Raw genomic sequence first — 21188 nt, forward strand, 5'->3', positions numbered from 1 at the left:
AATTGCACCGATTGAAATTTAAAAATAGTATTTTTGCAGTATGGAAACAAACAGACAGAAAAAAATAGGCGGTGTCATCCAAAAAGATTTGGTTGATATTTTGCAAGGTGAAGTGCGAAAAAACGGAATCACTAATTTAGTAATTTCAGTATCCAAAGTTAGTGTTACTACAGATTTATCGGTAGCGACAGTTTATTTAAGCATCTTTCCTCAGGATAAAGCCCAAGAAACTTTAGAAGGCATAAAGTCAAATACAACTTTAATCAAACACGATTTGTCACAACGTGTGCGTTTGCAATTGCGTCGTGTACCCAACCTGGTGTTTTTTATTGATGACTCTTTAGATTATATCGAAAAGATTGATAATGCGTTATCTAACAGAGAGAACCCAATTGAAAACCGTGATCTTTTAGAAAAAAGAAGAAAATCATAAATTGAATTTCCCCCTTTACATAGCCAAACGTTATATTTTTAGCAGAAGTAAAAACAATGCTATTAATATCATCAATCGTATTGCCAGCATGGGAATTATTGTTGGAACGATGGCTTTGTTTGTGGTTTTGTCCGTTTTTAGCGGACTAAAAGTCTTCAGTCTTTCGTTCACTAACGAAATAGATCCTGATCTGAAAATAAGCAGCACTTACGGAAAATCGTTTTTTGTAACGCCGGATCAGGAAACACAGCTTAAAAATATTGAAGGAATTGCTTCCTACAGTAAGATTATCGAAGAACGGGTTTTGTTTTTGTTTAAAGACAAACAGCTGGTAACCTATTTAAAAGGTGTTGACAAAAACTATGTTGTTGTTAACGATATCAGGAAAAAACTTTTTAATGGAGAATGGCTAAAACCGGATACCTATCAGGTGGTTATTGGTTATGGAATTGCTCGTGATTTTTCGTTGGGAATTCTTGATTTCGAAAATCCTTTGCAAATATTTGCACCTAAACCCGGAAAAGGAGCGATCGAAAATCCGGAAGAAGCGTTTAATAAAACAGACGTTTTACCTGTCGCAATTTATTCGATCAGTGAAGATTTAGATTCAAAGTATGTCTTTGCTGATTTGGGTCTGACACAGGAATTACTGATGTATAAATCAAATCAGATTTCCGGAATAGAATTCAATCTGAAAGAAAACGCCAATGAAACTGAGATCAGATCTCAGCTGGAAAAATTATTCAAAAATAAAATCACTATAAAAAACAGAGCACAGCTTAACGAATCTTTGTATAAGATGCTCAATACCGAAAACATTGTAGTGTACCTGATCTTTACACTGGTAATTATTGTGGCCCTTTTTAATTTAGTGGGTGCTTTAATTATGATGATTTTAGAGAAGAAGCACAATCTGAAAACGCTTTTTAACCTGGGCACAGAAATCACCAGTTTACGCAAAATATTCCTTCTTCAGGGAACCTTGTTAAGTGTTTTTGGAGGTATAATTGGTCTTGTTCTGGGAATCATTTTAGTATTGCTTCAACAAGAATACAATTTGATTATGCTGACACCTACTTTGGCTTATCCGGTAGTTTTTACTTTAGAAAATGTACTCATCGTGATGGCAACCATTGTATCACTTGGTTTTGTTGCTTCTTTAATTGCCAGCAGCCGTGTGAGTAAAAAGCTTCTTGATTAGTATTTCTACCAGAAAAATATTACCTATATTTACCGTCTTAAAAATCTACAGCATATGATAGTTTCTGCCTAGTCCTATTTTATTTTTAGAATAATTAGGATACTTACGTTTGTTTTTTGAGTTCAGATCGTTGCATCTGGACGAATTTTATCATTTATCTTAATTTATTATGACAGAAACTACCATACAGAAAAATCTATTTTCTAAAATTTACACTACTTTAAAACAGGCTCTCCAGGGAGATGAGTCTTTTGATTATACTGCAGGAAGCATTAAAAAAGCAGTCATTCTATTAGCCATTCCGATGGTTTTGGAAATGATGATGGAATCTGTTTTTGCTTTAGTCGATTTGTATTTTGTAGGGCATTTGGAGCACAGCAGTTTTGCAATCCAAACGGTTGGATTAACCGAATCTGTTTTAACAATTATATATTCTCTAGACATCGGATTAAGTATGGCTGCAACGGCTGTTGTAGCAAGACGAATTGGAGAGAAGGATCCTGTTGCCGCAGCAAAAGCAGGAATGCAGGCGATATTTGTTGCATTTGTGTTGAGTATTTTTCTGAGCATTTTTGGAATTATTTATGCCAAAGATATCCTCCTTTTAATGGGAGCATCTGCAGATGCAGCCGAACATGGTTTTAGATATACTCAAATTATGATTGGTTCCAGTTTAAGTATTACCTTTTTATTCCTGATTAACGGAATTTTCCGCGGTGCGGGAAATGCTGCTATTGCGATGAAAAGTTTATGGATTGCCAATATTTGTAATATTATTTTATGTCCGATATTAATTAATGGTTTTGCAGCAATTCCTGCGTTTGGTTTAGTTGGTGCCGCGATTGCTACCACTACAGGAAGAAGTCTTGGTGTTCTGTATCAGATTTATCATTTGTTCTATGGAAATGGAGTCTTAAAAATTAAAGTTTCTTATTTAATACCAGACTTCACGCAAATAAAAGCCTTAGTTAAAATTGCAGCTCCTGGAATATTACAGTTTGTGATAGCTTCCTGTAGCTGGATTTTTCTGGCACAATTAGTAGCTACCACAGGAGGCGATCACGGATCGGCAGGTTATCAGACGGCTCTTAGAATAATGATGTTTTTTATTCTTCCGGCCTGGGGATTGAGTAATGCCGCTGCGACTTTGGTGGGGCAAAATCTGGGAGCCAAACGAGTGGATCGTGCTGAAAAATCAGTTTTTACTACAGCAAAATACAACGTGATTTTTATGGCAGTTATCATGATTGTTACCTTGTGCTTTGGCGAGTATATTATCTCGTTTTTTACGAATGATGATTTGGTAAAAAGTATTGCCGTCGAAGCATTGCAAATTATGAGCGTCGGATTTGTTTTCTACGGAATAGGGATGGTTTTGACCAATACCTTTAATGGGGCAGGAGATACCTGGACACCAACAGGAATTAATTTCTTTGGGTTTTGGTTGTTCCAGATTCCGTTAGCCTATGCGTTAGCCAAACATTTTAATATGGGGCCAAAAGGAGTTTTTATAGCTATTCCGGTTGCCGAAACAGCCATAACGCTTGCTGCAATATTCTTTTATAAAAAAGGGAAATGGAAACGTGTTCAGGTGTAATTTTAGGTGAAAATAGTATGGAATTAATAAGTATTAGAGATGTATTATCGCATCCGGAAAAGAATTTAGAATGGTTTTATCTTCCACCAAATTCTGGCGAATGGAATTTAGATACCTTAGGAATTTTTTCACTTGATAGTCGTGATTTTGCACCAGACTCAGATGAATATTTGCCAAAACAAGTAAAAGAAAAGGGTTGGGTAGAAACATTGGATGGTGCAAGTATTGAAGATGTGGTAGAAAATGCAAAAGAAGAATTAGAAAATCCATCCATAAATCAATTGTTTGACGCATTCATTTTTTATTATGAAAATGATGCATTTCTCGAGTTTGAGAATTAAATGATTTTATGCAAAAAGAGGAAGCCATGTAAATGAAACTTCCTCTTTTTTATATTTTAAACAAACTCATATCCGGCATAAACCTGTTCGATTTCTTTCATAACAGCGAAAAGATTTTCAGGTTCGTCTGTGGTAACCAGTTTTTGTTTGTATTCTTTAAACGAATGGATTCCTTTGAAATAATTGGTGTAATGACGGCGCATTTCAACAATTCCCAAGCGTTCGCCTTTCCAATCCATAGACCATTGCAGATGATTTCTGGCCGCTTCAACACGATCAATTACGGTAGGAGAAGGTAAATGCTCACCGGTATTAAAATAGTGCTTGATTTCGTTAAAAATCCACGGATAACCAATCGCAGCACGGCCAATCATGATCCCGTCAATACCGTATTCATTTTTGTATTTTAATGCTTTCTCAGGACTGTCGATATCGCCATTTCCAAAAATAGGCATGGTGATTCTCGGGTTGTTTTTTACACGTGCAATGTGCGACCAATCCGAATGACCTTTATACATTTGTGCACGGGTTCTGGCGTGAATTGTCAGAGCCTGAACACCAATATCCTGAAGCCTTTCGGCTACTTCATCAATATTAATAGAGCTATCATCCCAGCCCAAACGTGTTTTTACAGTTACAGGTAAATCGGTACTTCTGATCACCGCTTTGGTTAAACGTACCATCAGATCGACATCTTTCAAAACTCCTGCTCCGGCACCTTTGCAAACTACTTTTTTTACCGGACATCCAAAGTTAATATCCACCAAATCCGGTTTTACGGCAGAAACAATTTTAGACGAAAGTGCCATTGCTTCTTCATCACCACCAAAAATCTGGATTCCAACAGGACGTTCGTAATCAAAAATATCCAGCTTCATTCGACTTTTGATAGCATCACGAATTAATCCTTCCGACGAAATAAATTCAGAATACATTAAGTCAGCGCCATGCGTTTTGCACAATCTGCGAAACGGTGGATCGCTCACATCTTCCATCGGTGCGAGTAATAAAGGAAATTCGGGTAATTCTATGTTGCCAATCTTGACCATCTTCAATATTTTTTGCAAAATTACAACATTTAGTTCAATTTGTACCCAATTGAGGTTCAAAGGTTCAGAGAGGCAAAGGTACAGAGGTTTTTTTGATCCATTTTTTACTTGATATAAGGATCAGAGGTTTAGAGTGACAAAGGTTCAAAGGTTTTTTAATTAGGAAGTTAGAAAACTTTGTGCTTTTACACCTTTGCTACTTTGCCCCTTTTTTTCGTGATATGAGGTTCAGAGTGAGAAAGGTTTTTTAATTGGGCTGCTAGAAGACTTTGTACCTCCGAACCTTTGCTACTTTACACTTTTTTTTCATGATAGGAGGTTCAAAAGGTGCAGAGCAGTAAAGGCTTAAAATTTTTTTGATAACCTTTGTACCTCTGAACCTTTGTACCTTTAAATTTATCGGTAATCAAAAAAACGAATAGGTTTTCGGCTCATCGGGTTAAAAACCAAAGGATTCAACGCTTCTTTTGGAGCGAATTCAATTTTTGGGGTTACTCTTAGTTTGGCTCTGAAATGATCTTTGATCTCCTGCAAGAATTCAGGAGTCTGATTTTTCACGGCTATTTTTATCAGGATCTCATCGGTTCCCAAATCATTGGTAGAGATCTCTATAATATGATTTTCGATATTGTCAAATCCGCTCAGAACATCATTCATCGCAGGCGGATAAAGTGTTGTGCCTTTGTATTTGATCATTTGTTTTTTGCGGCCAACAACCGGACCAACACGTAAGGTATTTCTCCCGCAGGCGCAGGGAGCGTTGTGTAATTGAACAATATCTCCGGTTTTAAAACGCAGTAAAGGCATGGCTTCAATACCTAAAGTAGTAAAAGTCAATTCGCCAATTTCACCTTCTTTTACAGGTATATTATTTTCATCTAAAACTTCAACAATGATCAACTCCGGATGATGATGACCGCCAACACCATGTTCGCATTCGGTAAAAGCGGTGCTCATTTCGGTAGAGGCATAAGTGGAGAACAACTTAATATTCCATTTTTCAATGATTTTATTTGACAAAGTATTCATTGAAAAATCCTGATTTCGCAAAGGTTCGCCAATACAAATGGCGCCTTTTATGCTGGAGTTGTTGTAATCAATTCCGTGTGCTTCGGCATATTCGATTAATTTCAGTAAAAAGGAAGGAACGGTAATCAGGTAAGACGGTTTGTATTTTAAAATGGAATCCCATTGCAATTCCGGAATTCCGGCACCAACGCGGATTACACCCACTTTTAATTTTCGCAATCCCAGAAAATAAGCCAGACCGGCCATAAACTTTCTGTCAATTGTCGTCATCAGTTGTACCACATCACCTTCGGCAATTCCGGCGCAGGCAAACGAAATGGCTTCGTTATAAGCCAGACGATCCAGGTCAGAATCGGTTAAACCAAAAGTAACAGGATCGCCCAAAGTTCCGGAAGTAGAAGCATAATCAATAATCTGATGTTGCGGAACACATAAAAAATCATCGTTGTACTCTTGTAAATCTTCTTTTGTTGTTACGGGTAAATGCTGTAAATCTTCAAGGGTTTTAATCTTCGAAAGGTCAATATTTTGTCCGGCGAAAAGACGTTTGTAAAAAGGAGAATTTTGACTGATATAGTGTAATAGTTCCGCTAACTTCTGCTCTTGAAAAATTTTAATTTCTTCTAAAGAATTTTTTTCTATTAATGGAATCATTGTAATTTTCTTTTGATTTTTTTTAAATATTTTTCAATGACTGTTTTATCAGGAACAGTTGTGATTTCTTTTGTTAGTGCTTTTTCAAAATTGGACTGAGAAAGACGGTACTCTTTTTTTTGATAAAAGTACAACCCTGCTTTGTAATACACAACCCAATAATCAGGGTTTAACGATTGGTAATTCGGGATAAATTCAGGACTTATGGTTTCTTTGTTTTTTAGATACAAATCAAATTTGTGGTCTTCGACTCTAAATTTTCGGTAATTTTTATAGGCTATTGTTTCTAAAAAAGGATCTTTTGGAATGTCTAAATTTACTTGCTGCAGGGAAACAATGTGATCCGTTTTTCTTTCTTTAAAAATACTATCCAGATTATAACAGACAAATTCGCCTAATTGATACGGATTTGTAGACACCCAAACCTGTTTTGTCGCAGGTTTAAAGATAACACCGTGATGGGCCATCAGCTGGTTAAGTGCCTTTTCATTACCATATCCCAGACTTATATTATTTAAACCCTCTTTATTTCGAAGAATTTCAGAAGCAATTTCAGGATCGATTTTCGGATTTTCAGTAAAAAGTTCCTTCATCTTTTCCATACGATATTCAGAATGACTGTTGGCCATTTGAAACTGGTTACGTTTTTCGTTTTTTAAATCTTCTCCCTGAAAATGATTCGAACAAAATAATTGATTGCCGTTTGGAGTCTCGTAAACGTCCATTTTTTGAGGTGTGACTTCAATCAGAACGGCTTTGTTATCCTCGGCACTTCCCACCATAATTGATTCGGATACAAAAACGGCTCTTTTTTTGGCAATAGCAATTGCTTCGTTTATGTTTTTGGCGTGCTGTAATATTTCGCGGGTAAGAATTGAGATGGGTGTTTTGGCAATTAACGGAATTTCAGATTTTCCGGCATTAATGGTAACCGTTAGTCCTTTTGCATTCATTCCGGAAACTGCACCAATCATTCCGGGCCACGTAATCATCATAAATTTGTGACCTTCTTTCGGATTGATAAACGCCACGATTTTGTTTTCGGCGAAAGCATCGTTCACATAAAAATCAAAGTTGCGCCCCAGAATTAAATTTCCGTCTTCCGATTTTTCTCCCCATGCGGCAAAAGACGAACAGCCCACTAAAGCCAAATCCTGCAAGGCATGACCAATGTCGTGTGCAGCATGCAGGTACAAACTGCGATGGTATTGTGGTGCAATGTTATTAAAATCAGGTGAGGTATATTGTGAAACTCCAAAAATCTCGGTTTGATATTCTTCCGGAACATTCAAATATAGTTTTCGGTTGTACCATTTCAGGAAATGACGAAGAAGTTTCCGCTGAAATTTTGACGGAACGATATCTCGTATTTTAGAGAAGAAAATATGTTCTTGTTTTTTTAAAAGCGAATCTGATAAGGCACCCGTGTTGAGTCCGATTTCTAGCGGATCGCCTTCGGCATACAATTCCCAAAGGCCTTGTTTGTTTTTTAAAAGCGAATTTTTTCCGGAAATAGAAATACTGTCCGATAGTTTAGTGACAATAGGTTTTGTCGCATTGTACCTGGCAATCTCAGGCAGGTGTCGCATTGATTTTGATGTTCCGCAAGAGGCCAGCATCGCTAAAAAACCGATAGATAAAAAGAATATAATTCGGTTTTTCATAGCTTTTTATTCAGATGCCTGATTGATTTTGTTTACCAAATATTCTTTACCAACAATTTCAGAACAGGTTACCACGGCTCCAATAGTTACTCCGAGAACACCATGCATGTTGATACTTTGGCCCGTAAGATACAAATTATCCAGTTTGGTTTTTGAGGGAATCAGTGTTTTCATCGGATTATTTGAATCCTTAACATATCCGTACATATTGCCATTGTGCCCGCCAATATAATCCCGATACGAGAGCGGCGTCGAGGTATGAACGGATTGAATGCAGTTTTTGATACCCGGAAATTTCAGTTCGATTTCTTCTAAAAACTTTGCCGCTTTTCTGGATTTAAATTCTTCGTAACTTTCTCCACGGTCATTTTCTTCAACCGTAGTATTAAAAGTAGCTGCCCAGGGAATTACATCATCGTATTTCATATAGGTAATGAAAGTCATCCCTTCTGCCCATTCTTCCTGTTTTTTGGAGGCATTCATTGAGGCCATAAAGCCTTTTGGCCACGAATCATCATCATAGTTATGAGCAGTCCAGACTTCGCTGCTTTTCTTAAAATGATAATGGTTATGATTGATGTATTTAAACGTTTTCGGTTTAAAAACGATGTACAGACTAAAAGCCGAAATTACGCCTTCGAGACTTTGAACTCTACTGTAAAATGATTTTCGGAAATGCTCCTCACCGGTCATTTTCAGAGTTGTTTTAGGCTCGATGTTTGAGATAAAATACGTACCGGAAACGTGGGTTCCGTCCTTCATGTTTACCGAAGTTACTTTTTTATCTTGAACATTAAAACGGGTAACTTCTTTGTATTTGTAAAATTCACCACCGTATTTTTTGAGCTGTTTTAAAAGCTGCTTGGTAATCTGACTTCCGCCATTGATGCAGCGCCACGAACTTTGAATATAGGAATTTACAGAAAGTGCATGAACATAAAAAGGTGTTTTGTCGGCAATTCCGGCATACAAAAAATTAGAACCCGCAAGAACTGCTTTCAGTTTTTCATTTTGGGTACATTCATCGATCGTCTGTTTGGCGTTTAAGCCTAAGATTTCATTATCGTATTTACCTTCCCATTCTAAATTGTAGAGCGGAAAAGATTCGCAAATTGTTTTTATTCTTTTGCAGTATTCCTCAATACCGGTTTTTTCTTCCGGAAAAAAATGTACGAGCTGGGAAGTAAAATTAGCGTAACCCTGTGCATGAGGATATTCGTTTTGATCGTCTTCAAAAGAGATGATGTCAAAACCGTTATCGTCCATTTTTTTGAGGTTAAGATGCTCCATAATGCCCAAATAGTTGAAATATTTGAACAGGTTTTGTCCTTCTCCTAAGCCTCCGATGTAATGAATTCCGGTATCAAAAATAGTTTTATCGCGTACAAAAGTCTGGAGATTTCCACCATACTGATTGTTTTTTTCGAGCACGCAGACGCTATAACCTTCTTTGGCGAGAATAATCGAAGAGACTAATCCACCCAATCCACTGCCAACAATTACAACATCGTAATGTTCTTTCATGCTCCTTTTTTCTTTAATACAATTATACTGTTATCTTCAAAAATACATTCAAAGTCAAATGTAATCAAAGTGTTTTTTAAATCAGAAGGATTGAGCAAGATTACTGTAGAAGTTAGAGAAATGATTTTTTCAAGATCATTCACCTGATTCTTATCGGAAATCAAAAGAACATCATATTGATTTTGCAAAGCCGGTTCAAGCGTATCTAAATAAGAGATTTTTCTTTTTTTGAGGAAATAATTGGTTTTTGAAATCGCTCGTTTTTCTTCGTCAAAATTAAACGAAGTTATTTTTCGCTGAGGCTCCTGCAAGGTCAGTAATACATCTAATTGTCCATAATCATTGGATAAATGGAGTATTCTGTCTTTCGCCGAAAGCTGTTTGTTTAAACGATAATAGACTTCCAGATTCTCTTTTAAATCGCTCTTGACGTTATTGATGATTTCGATTTCTTTATAATCGAAACTGTGTAAAAGCATTTTTTTGAAATAGTCCGGGCCTTCTAATTGTTGACGGATTTTTTGGTACTCTTCTTTGAAAAAAGCACTCATTTGCTTGGTTCTCTCAGCATAATTTTTTCCGAAAGAAGTATTGTCCGGAGAAATTCTTTCCAGAATTGAAATCGTAAGATGGCTGTGATGAATGACAAAATCGCCTTTTGGAATCGCTTCTGATGCTCCGTGAATGACCACAGGAATAATATCCAGATTAAATTCTTCAGCCAGATAAAAAGCTCCTTTATGAAAACGTTTAACCTGATTGCTCTCAGAACGCGTTCCTTCGGGGAAAATCATTAACGAATACCCTTCGTTTACTTTTTGGCGCAAATGTTCTACTCCACCTTCAATTCCTTCCGAAACCGGATAAAAACCTGCTTTTCTAACGGTACCGCCAAAAATAGGAGAGTTGTACACCCAGTCACTTACTAAAAATATAATTTTAGGGCTCAACATTCCCATTGCCAAAATATCAATGAACGAAGAATGGTTGGCAATAATAATGGCCGGTTTTTCGAAGGTTTCTCCAAATTTATTCACGACTTTTTTATGAATAAACGGATTGGAATAAAGCACCGATTTCATGAATTTTGAGATCACGTATCGGAAGGCTTTCATTTTTGTTTTCTCCTTTATTGGAATAAGCGGCATAATAGTGATGCTGAAAAGCGACATCAAAATTCCGCCCATACCGTAATAGAAAAAAGAGATGACACCGTGTATAAAAGTGCGTAAGACAAACGGAGGATTTCCTTTTTTTGAACGGTTTGAAATGAATATTTTAAAAAGAATAGGGTAGAAAATAAACGTAATAATAAGTGCCGCAAAAACCCCGATTAAAGACACGGATGAAATAGATCTCAAAGCCGGATGCTTAGCAAAAATCATTGCACCGATTCCTAAAATTGTTGTGATTACGGCAAGAATGATAGAGGTTCGGTAAATGGCAATTTCGTTTTTTCCGGTCGTGTATTCTTTTTGAAGGGCACTGGTCATAAAAATACTGAAATCGACACCGTGACCAAAAATCAGGGTACAGACAATCAAGCTGAATATATTCATCTGAAGTCCAAAAATGCCCATAATCCCAGCCGTAACAATTCCCGTTAAAGCAATTGGAATACAGCTTACAATAACCAATTCCAGTCTTCGGAAAAAGAAGAATAAAATTAGAATCACCGCTATAAACGAGTAATTTACCAGTGTGTTGAAATCGGTTTTTAAAGTACTGAAAAACGTTTCATTCATCTGCTGACGATCAATAGCAATCAGATTTTGTTTAGTATCAGTTGATTTTACGAAAGAATCTCTTTGTTCAGGGCTCACTTTTACGAGAGTAGAAATGGTGAAGAATCCCTTTTTTTCGGTTACAAATTCTTTCAGTTGTAAAGCCTGTATTTTCAAATATTCCTGTGCGGAAATGGGTTTGAAATTGAAATTCAAATGATCGAAAAAAGAGGTATAAGTCGTAGGTTTAAATCCGAGTTTGGAACCTTCGACAATTAGGTGTGTTTGTAAAAGCTGTTTTTTGTTGGTGTCCCAAAACGAATTCCAACGATCGATTTTTTGCTGTTGCTCCTTTTGCGAAAGCATAATACCGCCAACAGAACTAAAATTCAATATTTTGCCGTTTTGTTTTTCTTTTGATAAATCGGAGAACAGGGCAGAGTTATTTCGTAAAACCTCTTCCATACTATTTCCGTAGGCTGCGACATAAATGGTTTTGGAGGTGAGGCTAGTGCTTTCTTCCAGATCTTTTTCAGCCGCTTTTATTTCTGTCGGAATAAAATTCAGTTGTGACAAATCGTTGTTGAATCCTACATTCTTATAAGTAAAGCAGGAAACAATAACTATTAAAATGCAAAAACCAATTAGAAATTTGTTGTTGTGAAAGGAAAAATGAGCCAGTTTATCAATCACATTTTTCTTGTGTTCTACGTTATTCTCTTTCGGTTTGTAGAGATGCGGAATAATTAAAAGAGAGAAAAATGCCGAAGCCATTACGATAACGGCAGCAAAAATTCCCAAGTCATTTAAGGCATCTGATTTTACAAAAAGCAGGCACAAAAAGGCAACAGCCGTTGTTGAACTGCTCATGATTACCGGCATAGTAATGTCTTTGTACAAGGTTTTTATATCGCTGTTATGCTTGTAGTGCGTGAGAATATGAAGGGAATAATCAATGGTGATTCCCAGTAAAATAGAACCAATTCCTAATGAAATAGCAGAAATTTGTTCTTTTACAAAATATAAAAAGGCGATGGCAAACAAAGCACCAAAAACAGTAGGAAGAAAAATAATTACCGGAATCAATACTTTTCTATAAAACAAAATCAAAATGAGCATGAGTGTAAACATCGCGATTGATGTGGTCAGGATGATATCACTTTTGATTTGATTGGCATTTGCGACTGCAATCAGGGCAGAGCCAAAATAATGAATCGAGGTTTTGGTTTTGAATTTCTGATTCAGATTGTCCTGAATGGATTTCAGTTTTGCTGCAAAAATGGTATTCTGTTCGGTTTCGCTTGAAGGAAGATTTGAGGTAATAAAAAGAAGTAATTTCTTTTTGTCTTTGGTCATGACAAAACCATTGTCAAGCGTAAAATCGTCACCAATATTTAATTGCTGTAATTTTTTTAAAGCGATAAAGGAGATTCCCAACGGATCCTGTAAAATAAAATCTTTCGTGATAAATCCGGATGGAGCGATAATTGATTTATAATTTCCTTGAACTGTCGCCGCGATGCTGTCTTTTTGAAGTTTACTTTGCAGGACTTCGTAATCTTTATTTTCCAGAAAAAGAGGCAGATTGTGGTAGACAAAATCGATGGTTTCCTGAATATTTTCTTCGTCAATTTTTCCCTGAATACCGCTTACATAGGGTTTGCAGGATTGAGTAACACTGTCTGAAAAAGCAGTTGCCATTTCTTTTAGATCGTCTTCGGTACCGTTTTTATCGAGTTTGAAAATAACGGTAGTTTTATCAGCAAAATTAAGCTGTTTGAGCACTTTTGCCGTGACATCTGTTTTATCATTCGTGGGAATCAGTTTGGTAATATCCTCTTCAAATTTAATTTGAGAGGCAAAAAATCCAAAAACAAAAAGGATCAAAATAGCCAGAACAACCGATAAAGATTTTCTTCGGTTTACAAACATATGAATGGCGTAGAAGTATTGATGCATGTTTATTTATTATTGTTTTTGCTTACAGTTTTTTTCGCCACAGATTGAAAGGATTAAATTGATTTTAAATGCTGTTGTCAATTAGTCAAGAATTTCGCGAATTTTCGCCAATTAATTTATACTAATTTGTGAAATTCGTGGCTAAAAAAAATCCGTTTAATCCTTTCAATCTGTGGCAAGACGTTATGTAATCTTTGTTTTGTTTTTAGCGCTAAAAGCGGTTAAAAGTAAATAACTTACCAGACCTGCCGAGAGCGCTAAAACGGATGCTAAAATAAGACTTCCCACGATATATTGTGTTGCATTTTTTTGAATATCATCAAGTGTAACCGAACCATTTGCAGTTAGCATAACATCGTTTGAAACAAAGTAACTCCCCATTTTTAAAGATCCGTAAATAACAAAAGGAATGAAAGGCGGAAAACTCACATTTGAAGCCAGAAAAGCGATCACTTTGTTAAGCTTAAATAAGGTAGCAAAAGTTAAAAGCAGGATGGTTTGGAAACCCCAAAAAGGAGAAATCCCGATAAAAATTCCCAAAGCAATTGCCGCCGATTTTTTGAAATTGGAATCACTACTTTCTAAAATGTCTTCTAAAAAGAATTTTTTAAAACCTTTTTTTTTTGCTTTTCTAAAAAAGTCTCTGGGTTTGATGTACAGCAATGCGCAAATAACCAAAACAGTATTTAATATACTGATGCGGGTAAAGTCTTTAAACGGACGAAAGTGCGAAACTCGTTCAGCAGGATCGTACAAAATTTGAACAGGAATATTTTTAACCACAATATCTTTCCAGGCAGAGCGAACTATTACTTCAATTTCGAATTCAAATTTATTCGTGTAAAATTGTTTCGGAATGAGTTTCAAGGGGTACAGTCGGTAACCGGATTGAGTATCGTCGAGTTGAATTCCGGTTTCAAATTTAAACCAGAAATTAGAAAACTTATTTCCGAAACTGCTCTTTTTGGGAACATTTTCCTGAGTCATATTCCGGCTCCCAATCAATAATGAATTAGGATGGTTTTGAATCTCAGCAATAAAATTCGGAATATCGGTAGCAAAATGCTGTCCGTCTGAATCAATTGTAATGGCATACTCAAAATCTAATTCGATTGCTTTTCTGAAACCATTTCGTAAAGCTCTTCCTTTTCCCAGATTTTTAGGATGATGAATCTGAGTGCATTGCGAATAGTGCTTCAGAATTTCAGAAGTTTCATCGGTCGAGCCGTCATTAACAATAATAACGTTTGAAGTGAAATCTAAAACAGAATCCAACACTCTTTTCAATGTTTTGTGATTATTGTACGTTGGTACAATCACACAAAAATTTGTAGCGTTTAGTAATTCCTGCTGTGGTAAAGTAGGTATCATGACTTTTTTTTCCTTTATCTACTTCACAAATTGTTTCTCTTTCTCGGAGAAACTCTTTGATTGTAAAACAAAGTTTTTTAGATATTCTTTTAAAGCAGCACTTTGCTCTGCGTAATGATCGGTGAGGTATTTTTTGTCTTCTTTAATGTTTTTTCTATAGCCGGTAATTCCGGGAACGTTCTCCTGAATACTCAGGCGAATCATTCTCATTTCGATATTATTGGGATCATTTTTTATAGTGGCTTCCAATAACTTTGCGCCTTCTTTAAAACGATCCATTTTATCTTTTAACCGGTTTTTAAATTTCGAATCCAATAAAATAGAAGCTGCTTTATAGGCTACCAGAATTTTATCATCGTCGGCAGAAATACCGGAAAGTTTTTCTGAAAATTCTTTAGCGTTTGCTTCCGATTTTGTGACGTCGGCATACATTTTTCTGATGCTGGATAAATCCGGAGTACTCACAAAATGAACCCATAAAAACAATGACAATACTAATTTCATAGTTATATTTTTTTGTACACATTGCTCAGTTTCAGCGCAACGGTGTCGTTAAAATAAGTGGTGTTTTTCACCTTAACCAAATCTTCTTCTGTTGTAACAATATCAAGTTCTAAGCGTAATTCCGGATTTACTTCCGGATTGATTAGCGCCATAAATTTCACATTGGAAAGTGTCTGCATTATCAAAGTACTTTTGGAGATAGACTCCGTAAGTTCTTTTATAATCTGAATCATGCAAACTCCCGGCATAATTGGATTGCCCGGAAAATGACCTTTGAAAACGTCGTGTTTTTCATTGATCAGAATCGAAATTGTGTATTTAGAATCTCCTGTTTTTTCTTCGGAAAGAACTTTGTAAAAATCTTTTAAAACCATATTTTTTTATTTGCCAAAAGGATATGAAATACCTAATTGAAAACTAACATTTGTATTATAATCACCAAACCAATAATCGCTATTGTTGGCATTGCTTCCGTAATAATCACTGTCAAGAACATCCACAATTCCTTTTTTGAAACGGGCTTCAAAAGTTAATCCGGATGGTAATCTATAACCAATACCCATGATAAAAGCCAGATCAATATCTGATTTTTCATAAAGCAAATTGTCCTGTAATCTAAAGTCTAAAGTGGGGCCGGCCTGAAATTGAAAGCCATTTTTTAAAGTAAATTTATTGACTACAGCAATGGAAAGATAATCAATTTCTAAATCTTTCAAACTCACAACATCGTTACCATTATTATAACTGATAAAAGTTTTAACGTTACTCGCACCTTGCTGACTGTATGTGATTTCGGGTTGTAAGGTGTAAATTTTGGTTAATTTGATTTCACCAAAACCACCTATATAAAAATCAGTTTTATAGTCGGAACGTGTATTGGAGAATGTAGAAAAAGAAGCTCCTGCTCTCAAACCTGGTTTAAAGGTAACCTGTGCCTGTAAACTTGTTAAGGCAAACAAGGCCAATACGATAATTATTAAATTTCTTTTGTTCATGATTTAATTTATTTTACTTTGAAAGTGTAGCTAATACCAATTTGGAAAACCTGATTTAAAGTAATGTCATCATAATAGCGTCTGTTTTCATTATCATAATCATATCCGTCGTAACCATAAATATCAACTAAACCTTGTTTTAATCGGGCTTCAAAAGTTAATCCATTTGGAAGGGTATACCCAACTCCACCAACAATGGCAAAGTCAACATCAACAGGGTTCTCTCCAAATTTGTCAAAATTATCATTGGTTTTAAAATCTATAGAGGGTCCGGCTAACACGTGGAAACCTTTTCCTTTAAAATTAAATTTAGCCACAGCTCCCAGTGTAAGATAGTTGATTTCGGCTTTCTGATTTCTGCGACGGGAAGTATTGTTATCAAAATCTAAATAAGACAGACGAATTTCAGAACCTTGTCTCGAATAATTTAACTCGGGTTGCAGCGTAAAATATTTATTGAATTTTATGGCCATTAATGCACCAATATAAAAATCAGATTTTGAACTGCTATTCCCCGGCATATTACTTAAATCTGATATATTTAAACCTCCGCGAAATCCCGGACTAACCTTTACCTGGGCATTTGACGTTATAATTCCAACAAATAAAACAAAGGCAATTACGGTTATTTTTTTCATTTTTGGTCTGATTTAAGTTTAGGTTTAGTTTAATTTTTTTACTCTGATTTCAAATAATTTAATTCAATTTTCAGCTTAATATTTTGATGATTAATCAAAATTTTCTCAGCAAAAATATTGTTTTCTGAACTAAATGTCAGTGTAAATTTTTCTTTTGTTTTAGAAGACTGAACGACCTTCTCTAACTTTTGGTCCTTTTTGGAGATAAAAAGATAGTTGTCACGTTTTCCATCCTGTGATTTATAGATGTCTGCTGATTCATTTTCGAATTGTTGCTGAAAGATATAATCTTTTTTCAGCAGCAAGCGAAAATCTTCTCTTAAAGTATTGATAAGGATTTTTCGGTCTAATTCGGATATAATAGAATTGATTTTAAAGTCTGTTTCAGAAATTTCAAAATCCATTAATTTGTTGCCAAATTCGGTAGTGAATACAATACGATGTGTAGTGTCATTGATTTTTTTGGCGATGAAAATTCCAGACATTTCATGACCGTAAACTGTGATGTTGGTTTTATAAACGTAATCGGTTTTTGAATCTGCGAAATAAGGGACCTGATAAGACGTTCGGTCTAATTTTTTAGGAGTATAGTTTTTTGTGACAGAACCGCAAGAAACCAGAACAATTGCAAGGAAGCAATTAATTATTAAAAACTGAATCGTCGATTTTTGCATTGATCACTTTATTTTTAAGTACAATTCGGGTATAATCTTCAGAGGATTCTAACAGTTTTACCTGAACTACAGTTGCTTCTTCTTTGTCGAAAGTCAGTTCAATTTGTTTGATGTATTTTTTTAAAGTAGCATCTTTAGGAACAAACTTCGCTATATTCTGTCCTTTTGATTTGAAATAAGAAATGACAAACTCCTTGTCGTCAAACATATTACCGCTTACGCTTCCGACAATCAATTTGTTGATTCTGCCAAAGATTTTGCTGTTGCCCATATCAACGGCACTTTTCTTCCCTTCGTCGTTAATCAGTATTTTTCCGTTTTTAAAAACAATACTGTAATTGTATGGTTTCTTGTATTGCCATTGCAGTAAAGAAGGTTCTTTAAAAATCATTTTTCCCGAAGTTTCAATATCTTTCGATAAAAAGTCCAAGTGTTTGTATTGAACAAAATCAGTACTCAGGGTTTTTATTTTTTTGGAAACTACATTTACATCTTGTTTGAAAGCGGTAACTTCAGCATCAGACATTTTTTGTTCCTGAGCCAACAAATTGCCTGAGATAAATAAAATTAAGAGTGCTATTTTAGTTTTCATATTTATTACGAATTGCGCTTTATTATTTTGCCACAGATTAAAGGATTCTCACAGATTAAAGTATTAAAATCCGTTTTTATCCGCGTCTTCGCGTGAGCGAATCTGCTTCATCCGCGTTCAGTTTTCATAAGGATTAAGATTCAAAAGTTCTTCGGTTGAAATTACTTTATAATTGTTTTGCTGCAAAAATTGCAAAAACTGTTCCAGTACCAAAACAGAGTGTGCACCTGTGTCGTGCAAAAGTACAATTCCTCCCGGAGAAATATGTTTTATGATTCGGTTGAAAATTAAACTTTGGTTGGTTGTGCCACCGTCCAGCGAGCGAATATTCCATCCTATTACTTTGTGGCCGGTACGTTTTAAAGCTCTTCGGATGGAGGGTGTTGTAACTCCGTAGGGCGGGCGGAAAAAGTTTATTCTTTTGGAGGTGTATTTTTCTAAAAGAGCGTCTGTTTTCTGAATTTCGGCTGTGATTTGTTTAGCATTATAAAAATCAAAAAAAGAAGAATGGCTGTATGAATGATTGCCAACCAAATGTCCTTCTGCTATAATTTGTTGTACGATTTCAGGATGAGTTTCGATGTTTTTTCCGATGCAGAAAAAAGTAGCTTTGACTTCATATTTCTTTAAAAGAGCCAAAACTTCCGGAGTAAAAATAGAGGGTCCGTCATCAAAAGTAATTGCAATTTTCTTTTGGGTTTCTGAGGAATTATTGCAGTAAGCTTTTACGTGATAGTTAGAAGAAATTACAGCAGAGCCCACAGCATTTACGCCTAACCAAATTAAAACAATTGCGATAAACCACGCTCCGTTAATTGCTGTATAGAGATTCAGAAGAAGCAGTAGCAGCAATACAAAGAGAAAGAATAACGAAATGTTTTTATGCGTTATCATTTTGAAAGTAACGTAAAACTATGGTTTTTTCCGTTGAGCTGATTGTACAATAAAATCGTATTGTAAGCCGGTCTTTCGACTGAATTTACTTTTATAATTTCAGGGATTTCCTGAGTTTTTAAAATTTTAGACGCCATCCATAAAGCAAAAGCCGAAGCTGTATCGTATTCACCACTCAAATGTTTGTAATACAATTGCGGAGTTTGAGCGAAGTCCTTTTGGGTTAGATTTTTATAATAATTTTCAAAATCTGCATTACCGTCAAATCCTAAAATCAAGGCATCAACATCTGAAATTTCTAATTGATTGGATTTCAAAAAGGATCTGATTTCTGCTTCAATTTCATTTTCTTCCAGAGTATTTACTATGGCAATGTCCAGAACTTCAGCATAGGTAGTTTCTTTTCGTTCATTTTCTAAAACAAAAAAACTGGCACCTTCTCCATAAACGGCACCGCTTGTAGTAGAATCTAAAAGGTTGTAGGGTTGCTGATCGTCTGGTTTGATACGTCCTGACAATTTAAAAAGTGCAGTAGTATAATCGCCATTTTCATCGACACCGCCCACAAGAACAGACTGTACTTCGTCTTCCTCAATTTGCATTTTAGCATCTAAAAGTGCCGATTCAAAAGAGACAGCTCCATTGACATAGGTAAAATTATAACCGTTGCATTTTTGCAACAACGCAATTTGAGCGCCAACCGTATTATGAGTCGATTGAATGAATGAAGTTGGTGTTAAGAATTGTTCATCATTATCGAGGATATTGGTCAGGAATTTTTCAGAATCTTCAATACATCCTAATCCTGTTCCGGTAATAATGGCATCCACATTTTCGAGTTGTGCATCTTTCATGGCAATTGCCGAGGCCACGATTCCGTTTTTTACACCTTTTGCCATTCTTCTTATGGCAGCAGGAGAAATATAATCCTTGTAAACCGGCGGAACGATTTTAAGCACATTCTCGTTGAGGTTGTGTGTGGCTTCTTCTAAAAAAACAGTATCAAATGTTTTTTGAGTCGAAATACAACCTATTCCATTTATATATGTTTTTTTTAATTGCATTTTGAAAAGATAAGGGTGGAACAGTTTCCTCCAAACCCAAAAGAGTTTGATAAAACGTGTTCAATTTTTTTATTCTTTAAAGTTGTTTGCGGTTTTAAGTCAAACTCTTCCATTGGTGTTTCAAAATTCAGATTGGGGTAAACCACATTATTCTGAATCGCCAGAACGCTGTAAACAGCTTCAATGGCGGCAGCAGCTGCCAAAGTATGTCCTGTATAAGGTTTTGTCGAACTAAAATCGGGTACTTTTTCATCACCGTAAATTCGAAGTATAGCTCTTCCTTCAGACAAATCATTGTTTGGAGTGGCTGTTCCGTGAACGTTGATATAGTCAATTTCACTTGGTTTTAAACCCGAAATGTCAAAGGCTTTTTTCATGGCCAGGTAAGCACCGTCTCCATTTTCTGAAGAAGCCGTTTGATGAAAAGCATCATTGGCATTGCCATAACCTGACACACGGGCCAGAACTTTTTTGTTTTGTTTCTGAACGACTTCATCAGATTCTAAAACCAGAAAAGCAGCTGCTTCACCCAGATTTAGTCCTTTTCGGTTGTTGTCGAAGGGTTTGTTGTATTCGTCAGATAAAATCATGAGGGTTTTGAATCCGTTGATTGTAAATTTTGCCAGAGCGTCGGTTCCGCCTACAATTACGCGGTCCAGTTTTCCGGATTTTATAAGTCTTGCCCCCAGCATAATTGCGTTTGCTGCCGATGAGCAAGCCGTGCTTATAGTGGTTACAATCCCCTTTAATCCCAGTTCTTCTGCAATTTTTTCGGCTACATCGCCGGCATCATGACAAGTAATGTATTTGACAAGTTCAGGATGTTTGAAATAATCGTAATAATGCTTTTCGGTCATATCCATCCCACCCACGCTTGTCGCCGAAATGAGTCCGGTTCTGAATTCGTTTATCGCCGTAATTCCGGCATTTTGAACAGCTTGTTTCGCTGCAAAAGTGCCAATCATCGCAGTTCTCGAAAAGTTATTATCGGGAGTAAGGTCTAATTCCTGAACCAATTCATCATTGGTTTTTTTAATTTCCCCTACCTTATTTATAGCAGCGTGAATCGTTTCGATGTTTTCGATTCGCGTTACCGCAACTTTATTTTCGATTAACGAAATGTAATTTTCTTCGACTGAATTTCCAATCGAGGAGATAATTCCCATTCCGGTTATTGCAACACCTTTCATTTTTAGACTTGCTTAGATTAATGGATATTAGACTTGCTTAGATTGTTAGATATTAGACTTCTTAGATTTTGAGGGTTCTAGGTTTTAGAGA

General features: G+C 35.9%; 19 protein-coding genes. 4 read left to right on the top strand and 15 right to left on the bottom strand.

What is annotated here, in order from left to right; translation table 11 throughout:
- Positions 1-40: 40 nt before the first annotated feature.
- From rbfA to OLM58_RS07640, 4 genes are all read left to right on the top strand, one after another.
- On the top strand, positions 41-433 hold the full coding sequence (rbfA, locus tag OLM58_RS07625) for a 30S ribosome-binding factor RbfA (protein WP_017496883.1): 393 nt from the start codon (positions 41-43) through the stop codon (positions 431-433).
- A 1-nt stretch (position 434) separates the two neighbouring features.
- Complete coding sequence (locus OLM58_RS07630) at positions 435-1634, top strand: ABC transporter permease (RefSeq protein ID WP_264531819.1); 1200 nt, start codon at positions 435-437, stop codon at positions 1632-1634.
- 169 nt (positions 1635-1803) lie between these two features.
- Positions 1804-3231, top strand: a complete 1428-nt coding sequence (locus OLM58_RS07635; protein ID WP_264531820.1) for an MATE family efflux transporter — start codon at positions 1804-1806, stop codon at positions 3229-3231.
- The gene (locus OLM58_RS07640; protein ID WP_264531821.1) at positions 3210-3572 is read left to right on the top strand and encodes a hypothetical protein; all 363 of its coding nucleotides are present in this window, start codon (positions 3210-3212) and stop codon (positions 3570-3572) included. The genes OLM58_RS07635 and OLM58_RS07640 overlap by 22 nt, the downstream gene beginning before the upstream one ends.
- Positions 3573-3628: 56 nt before the next feature.
- On the opposite strand, the gene dusB is transcribed toward OLM58_RS07640, so the two are convergent.
- The 15 genes from dusB to OLM58_RS07715 form a co-directional block, all read right to left on the bottom strand.
- Positions 3629-4621, bottom strand: coding sequence for a tRNA dihydrouridine synthase DusB (dusB, locus tag OLM58_RS07645; protein ID WP_017496887.1), 993 nt, complete (start codon positions 4619-4621; stop codon positions 3629-3631).
- 396 nt (positions 4622-5017) lie between these two features.
- Entirely contained in the window at positions 5018-6304 is a 1287-nt protein-coding gene (locus tag OLM58_RS07650; protein WP_264531822.1) for a phenylacetate--CoA ligase family protein, read from the bottom strand.
- On the bottom strand, positions 6301-7968 hold the full coding sequence (locus tag OLM58_RS07655) for a C45 family autoproteolytic acyltransferase/hydolase (protein ID WP_264531823.1): 1668 nt from the start codon (positions 7966-7968) through the stop codon (positions 6301-6303). Before OLM58_RS07655 ends, OLM58_RS07650 begins: the two co-directional genes overlap by 4 nt.
- A 6-nt stretch (positions 7969-7974) precedes the next feature.
- A complete protein-coding gene (locus tag OLM58_RS07660) occupies positions 7975-9492 on the bottom strand; it encodes a phytoene desaturase family protein (RefSeq protein ID WP_264531824.1) in 1518 nt (505 codons plus the stop codon).
- The gene (locus tag OLM58_RS07665) at positions 9489-13175 is read right to left on the bottom strand and encodes a 1-acyl-sn-glycerol-3-phosphate acyltransferase (RefSeq protein WP_264531825.1); all 3687 of its coding nucleotides are present in this window, start codon (positions 13173-13175) and stop codon (positions 9489-9491) included. Before OLM58_RS07665 ends, OLM58_RS07660 begins: the two co-directional genes overlap by 4 nt.
- A 183-nt stretch (positions 13176-13358) precedes the next feature.
- Positions 13359-14546 carry a DUF2062 domain-containing protein gene (locus OLM58_RS07670; protein WP_264531826.1) on the bottom strand — a complete coding sequence of 396 codons (1188 nt, stop codon included), beginning with the start codon at positions 14544-14546 and terminating at the stop codon, positions 13359-13361.
- Positions 14547-14564: 18 nt separating this feature from the next.
- Complete coding sequence (locus OLM58_RS07675; RefSeq protein ID WP_026110034.1) at positions 14565-15050, bottom strand: hypothetical protein; 486 nt, start codon at positions 15048-15050, stop codon at positions 14565-14567.
- 2 nt (positions 15051-15052) lie between these two features.
- Positions 15053-15424, bottom strand: coding sequence for a 3-hydroxyacyl-ACP dehydratase (locus OLM58_RS07680; RefSeq protein WP_264531827.1), 372 nt, complete (start codon positions 15422-15424; stop codon positions 15053-15055).
- 6 nt (positions 15425-15430) lie between these two features.
- Positions 15431-16045, bottom strand: coding sequence for a PorT family protein (locus tag OLM58_RS07685; protein WP_264531828.1), 615 nt, complete (start codon positions 16043-16045; stop codon positions 15431-15433).
- Between the two features lie 8 nt (positions 16046-16053).
- Complete coding sequence (locus OLM58_RS07690) at positions 16054-16683, bottom strand: porin family protein (protein ID WP_264531829.1); 630 nt, start codon at positions 16681-16683, stop codon at positions 16054-16056.
- Between the two features lie 38 nt (positions 16684-16721).
- On the bottom strand, positions 16722-17357 hold the full coding sequence (locus tag OLM58_RS07695) for a hypothetical protein (RefSeq protein ID WP_264531830.1): 636 nt from the start codon (positions 17355-17357) through the stop codon (positions 16722-16724).
- A complete protein-coding gene (locus OLM58_RS07700) occupies positions 17323-17949 on the bottom strand; it encodes an outer membrane lipoprotein carrier protein LolA (RefSeq protein WP_264531831.1) in 627 nt (208 codons plus the stop codon). The genes OLM58_RS07695 and OLM58_RS07700 overlap by 35 nt, the downstream gene beginning before the upstream one ends.
- Before the next feature lie 117 nt (positions 17950-18066).
- Positions 18067-18843: a polysaccharide deacetylase family protein gene (locus OLM58_RS07705; protein WP_264531832.1), complete on the bottom strand. Its 777-nt coding sequence runs from the start codon at positions 18841-18843 to the stop codon at positions 18067-18069.
- Complete coding sequence (locus OLM58_RS07710; RefSeq protein ID WP_264531833.1) at positions 18840-19907, bottom strand: beta-ketoacyl synthase N-terminal-like domain-containing protein; 1068 nt, start codon at positions 19905-19907, stop codon at positions 18840-18842. Before OLM58_RS07710 ends, OLM58_RS07705 begins: the two co-directional genes overlap by 4 nt.
- On the bottom strand, positions 19898-21097 hold the full coding sequence (locus OLM58_RS07715; protein ID WP_264531834.1) for a beta-ketoacyl-[acyl-carrier-protein] synthase family protein: 1200 nt from the start codon (positions 21095-21097) through the stop codon (positions 19898-19900). The genes OLM58_RS07710 and OLM58_RS07715 overlap by 10 nt, the downstream gene beginning before the upstream one ends.
- Between the last annotated feature and the right edge of the window lie 91 nt (positions 21098-21188).

This window comes from Flavobacterium sp. N502540 (genome assembly GCF_025947365.1).
Taxonomy (GTDB): domain Bacteria; phylum Bacteroidota; class Bacteroidia; order Flavobacteriales; family Flavobacteriaceae; genus Flavobacterium.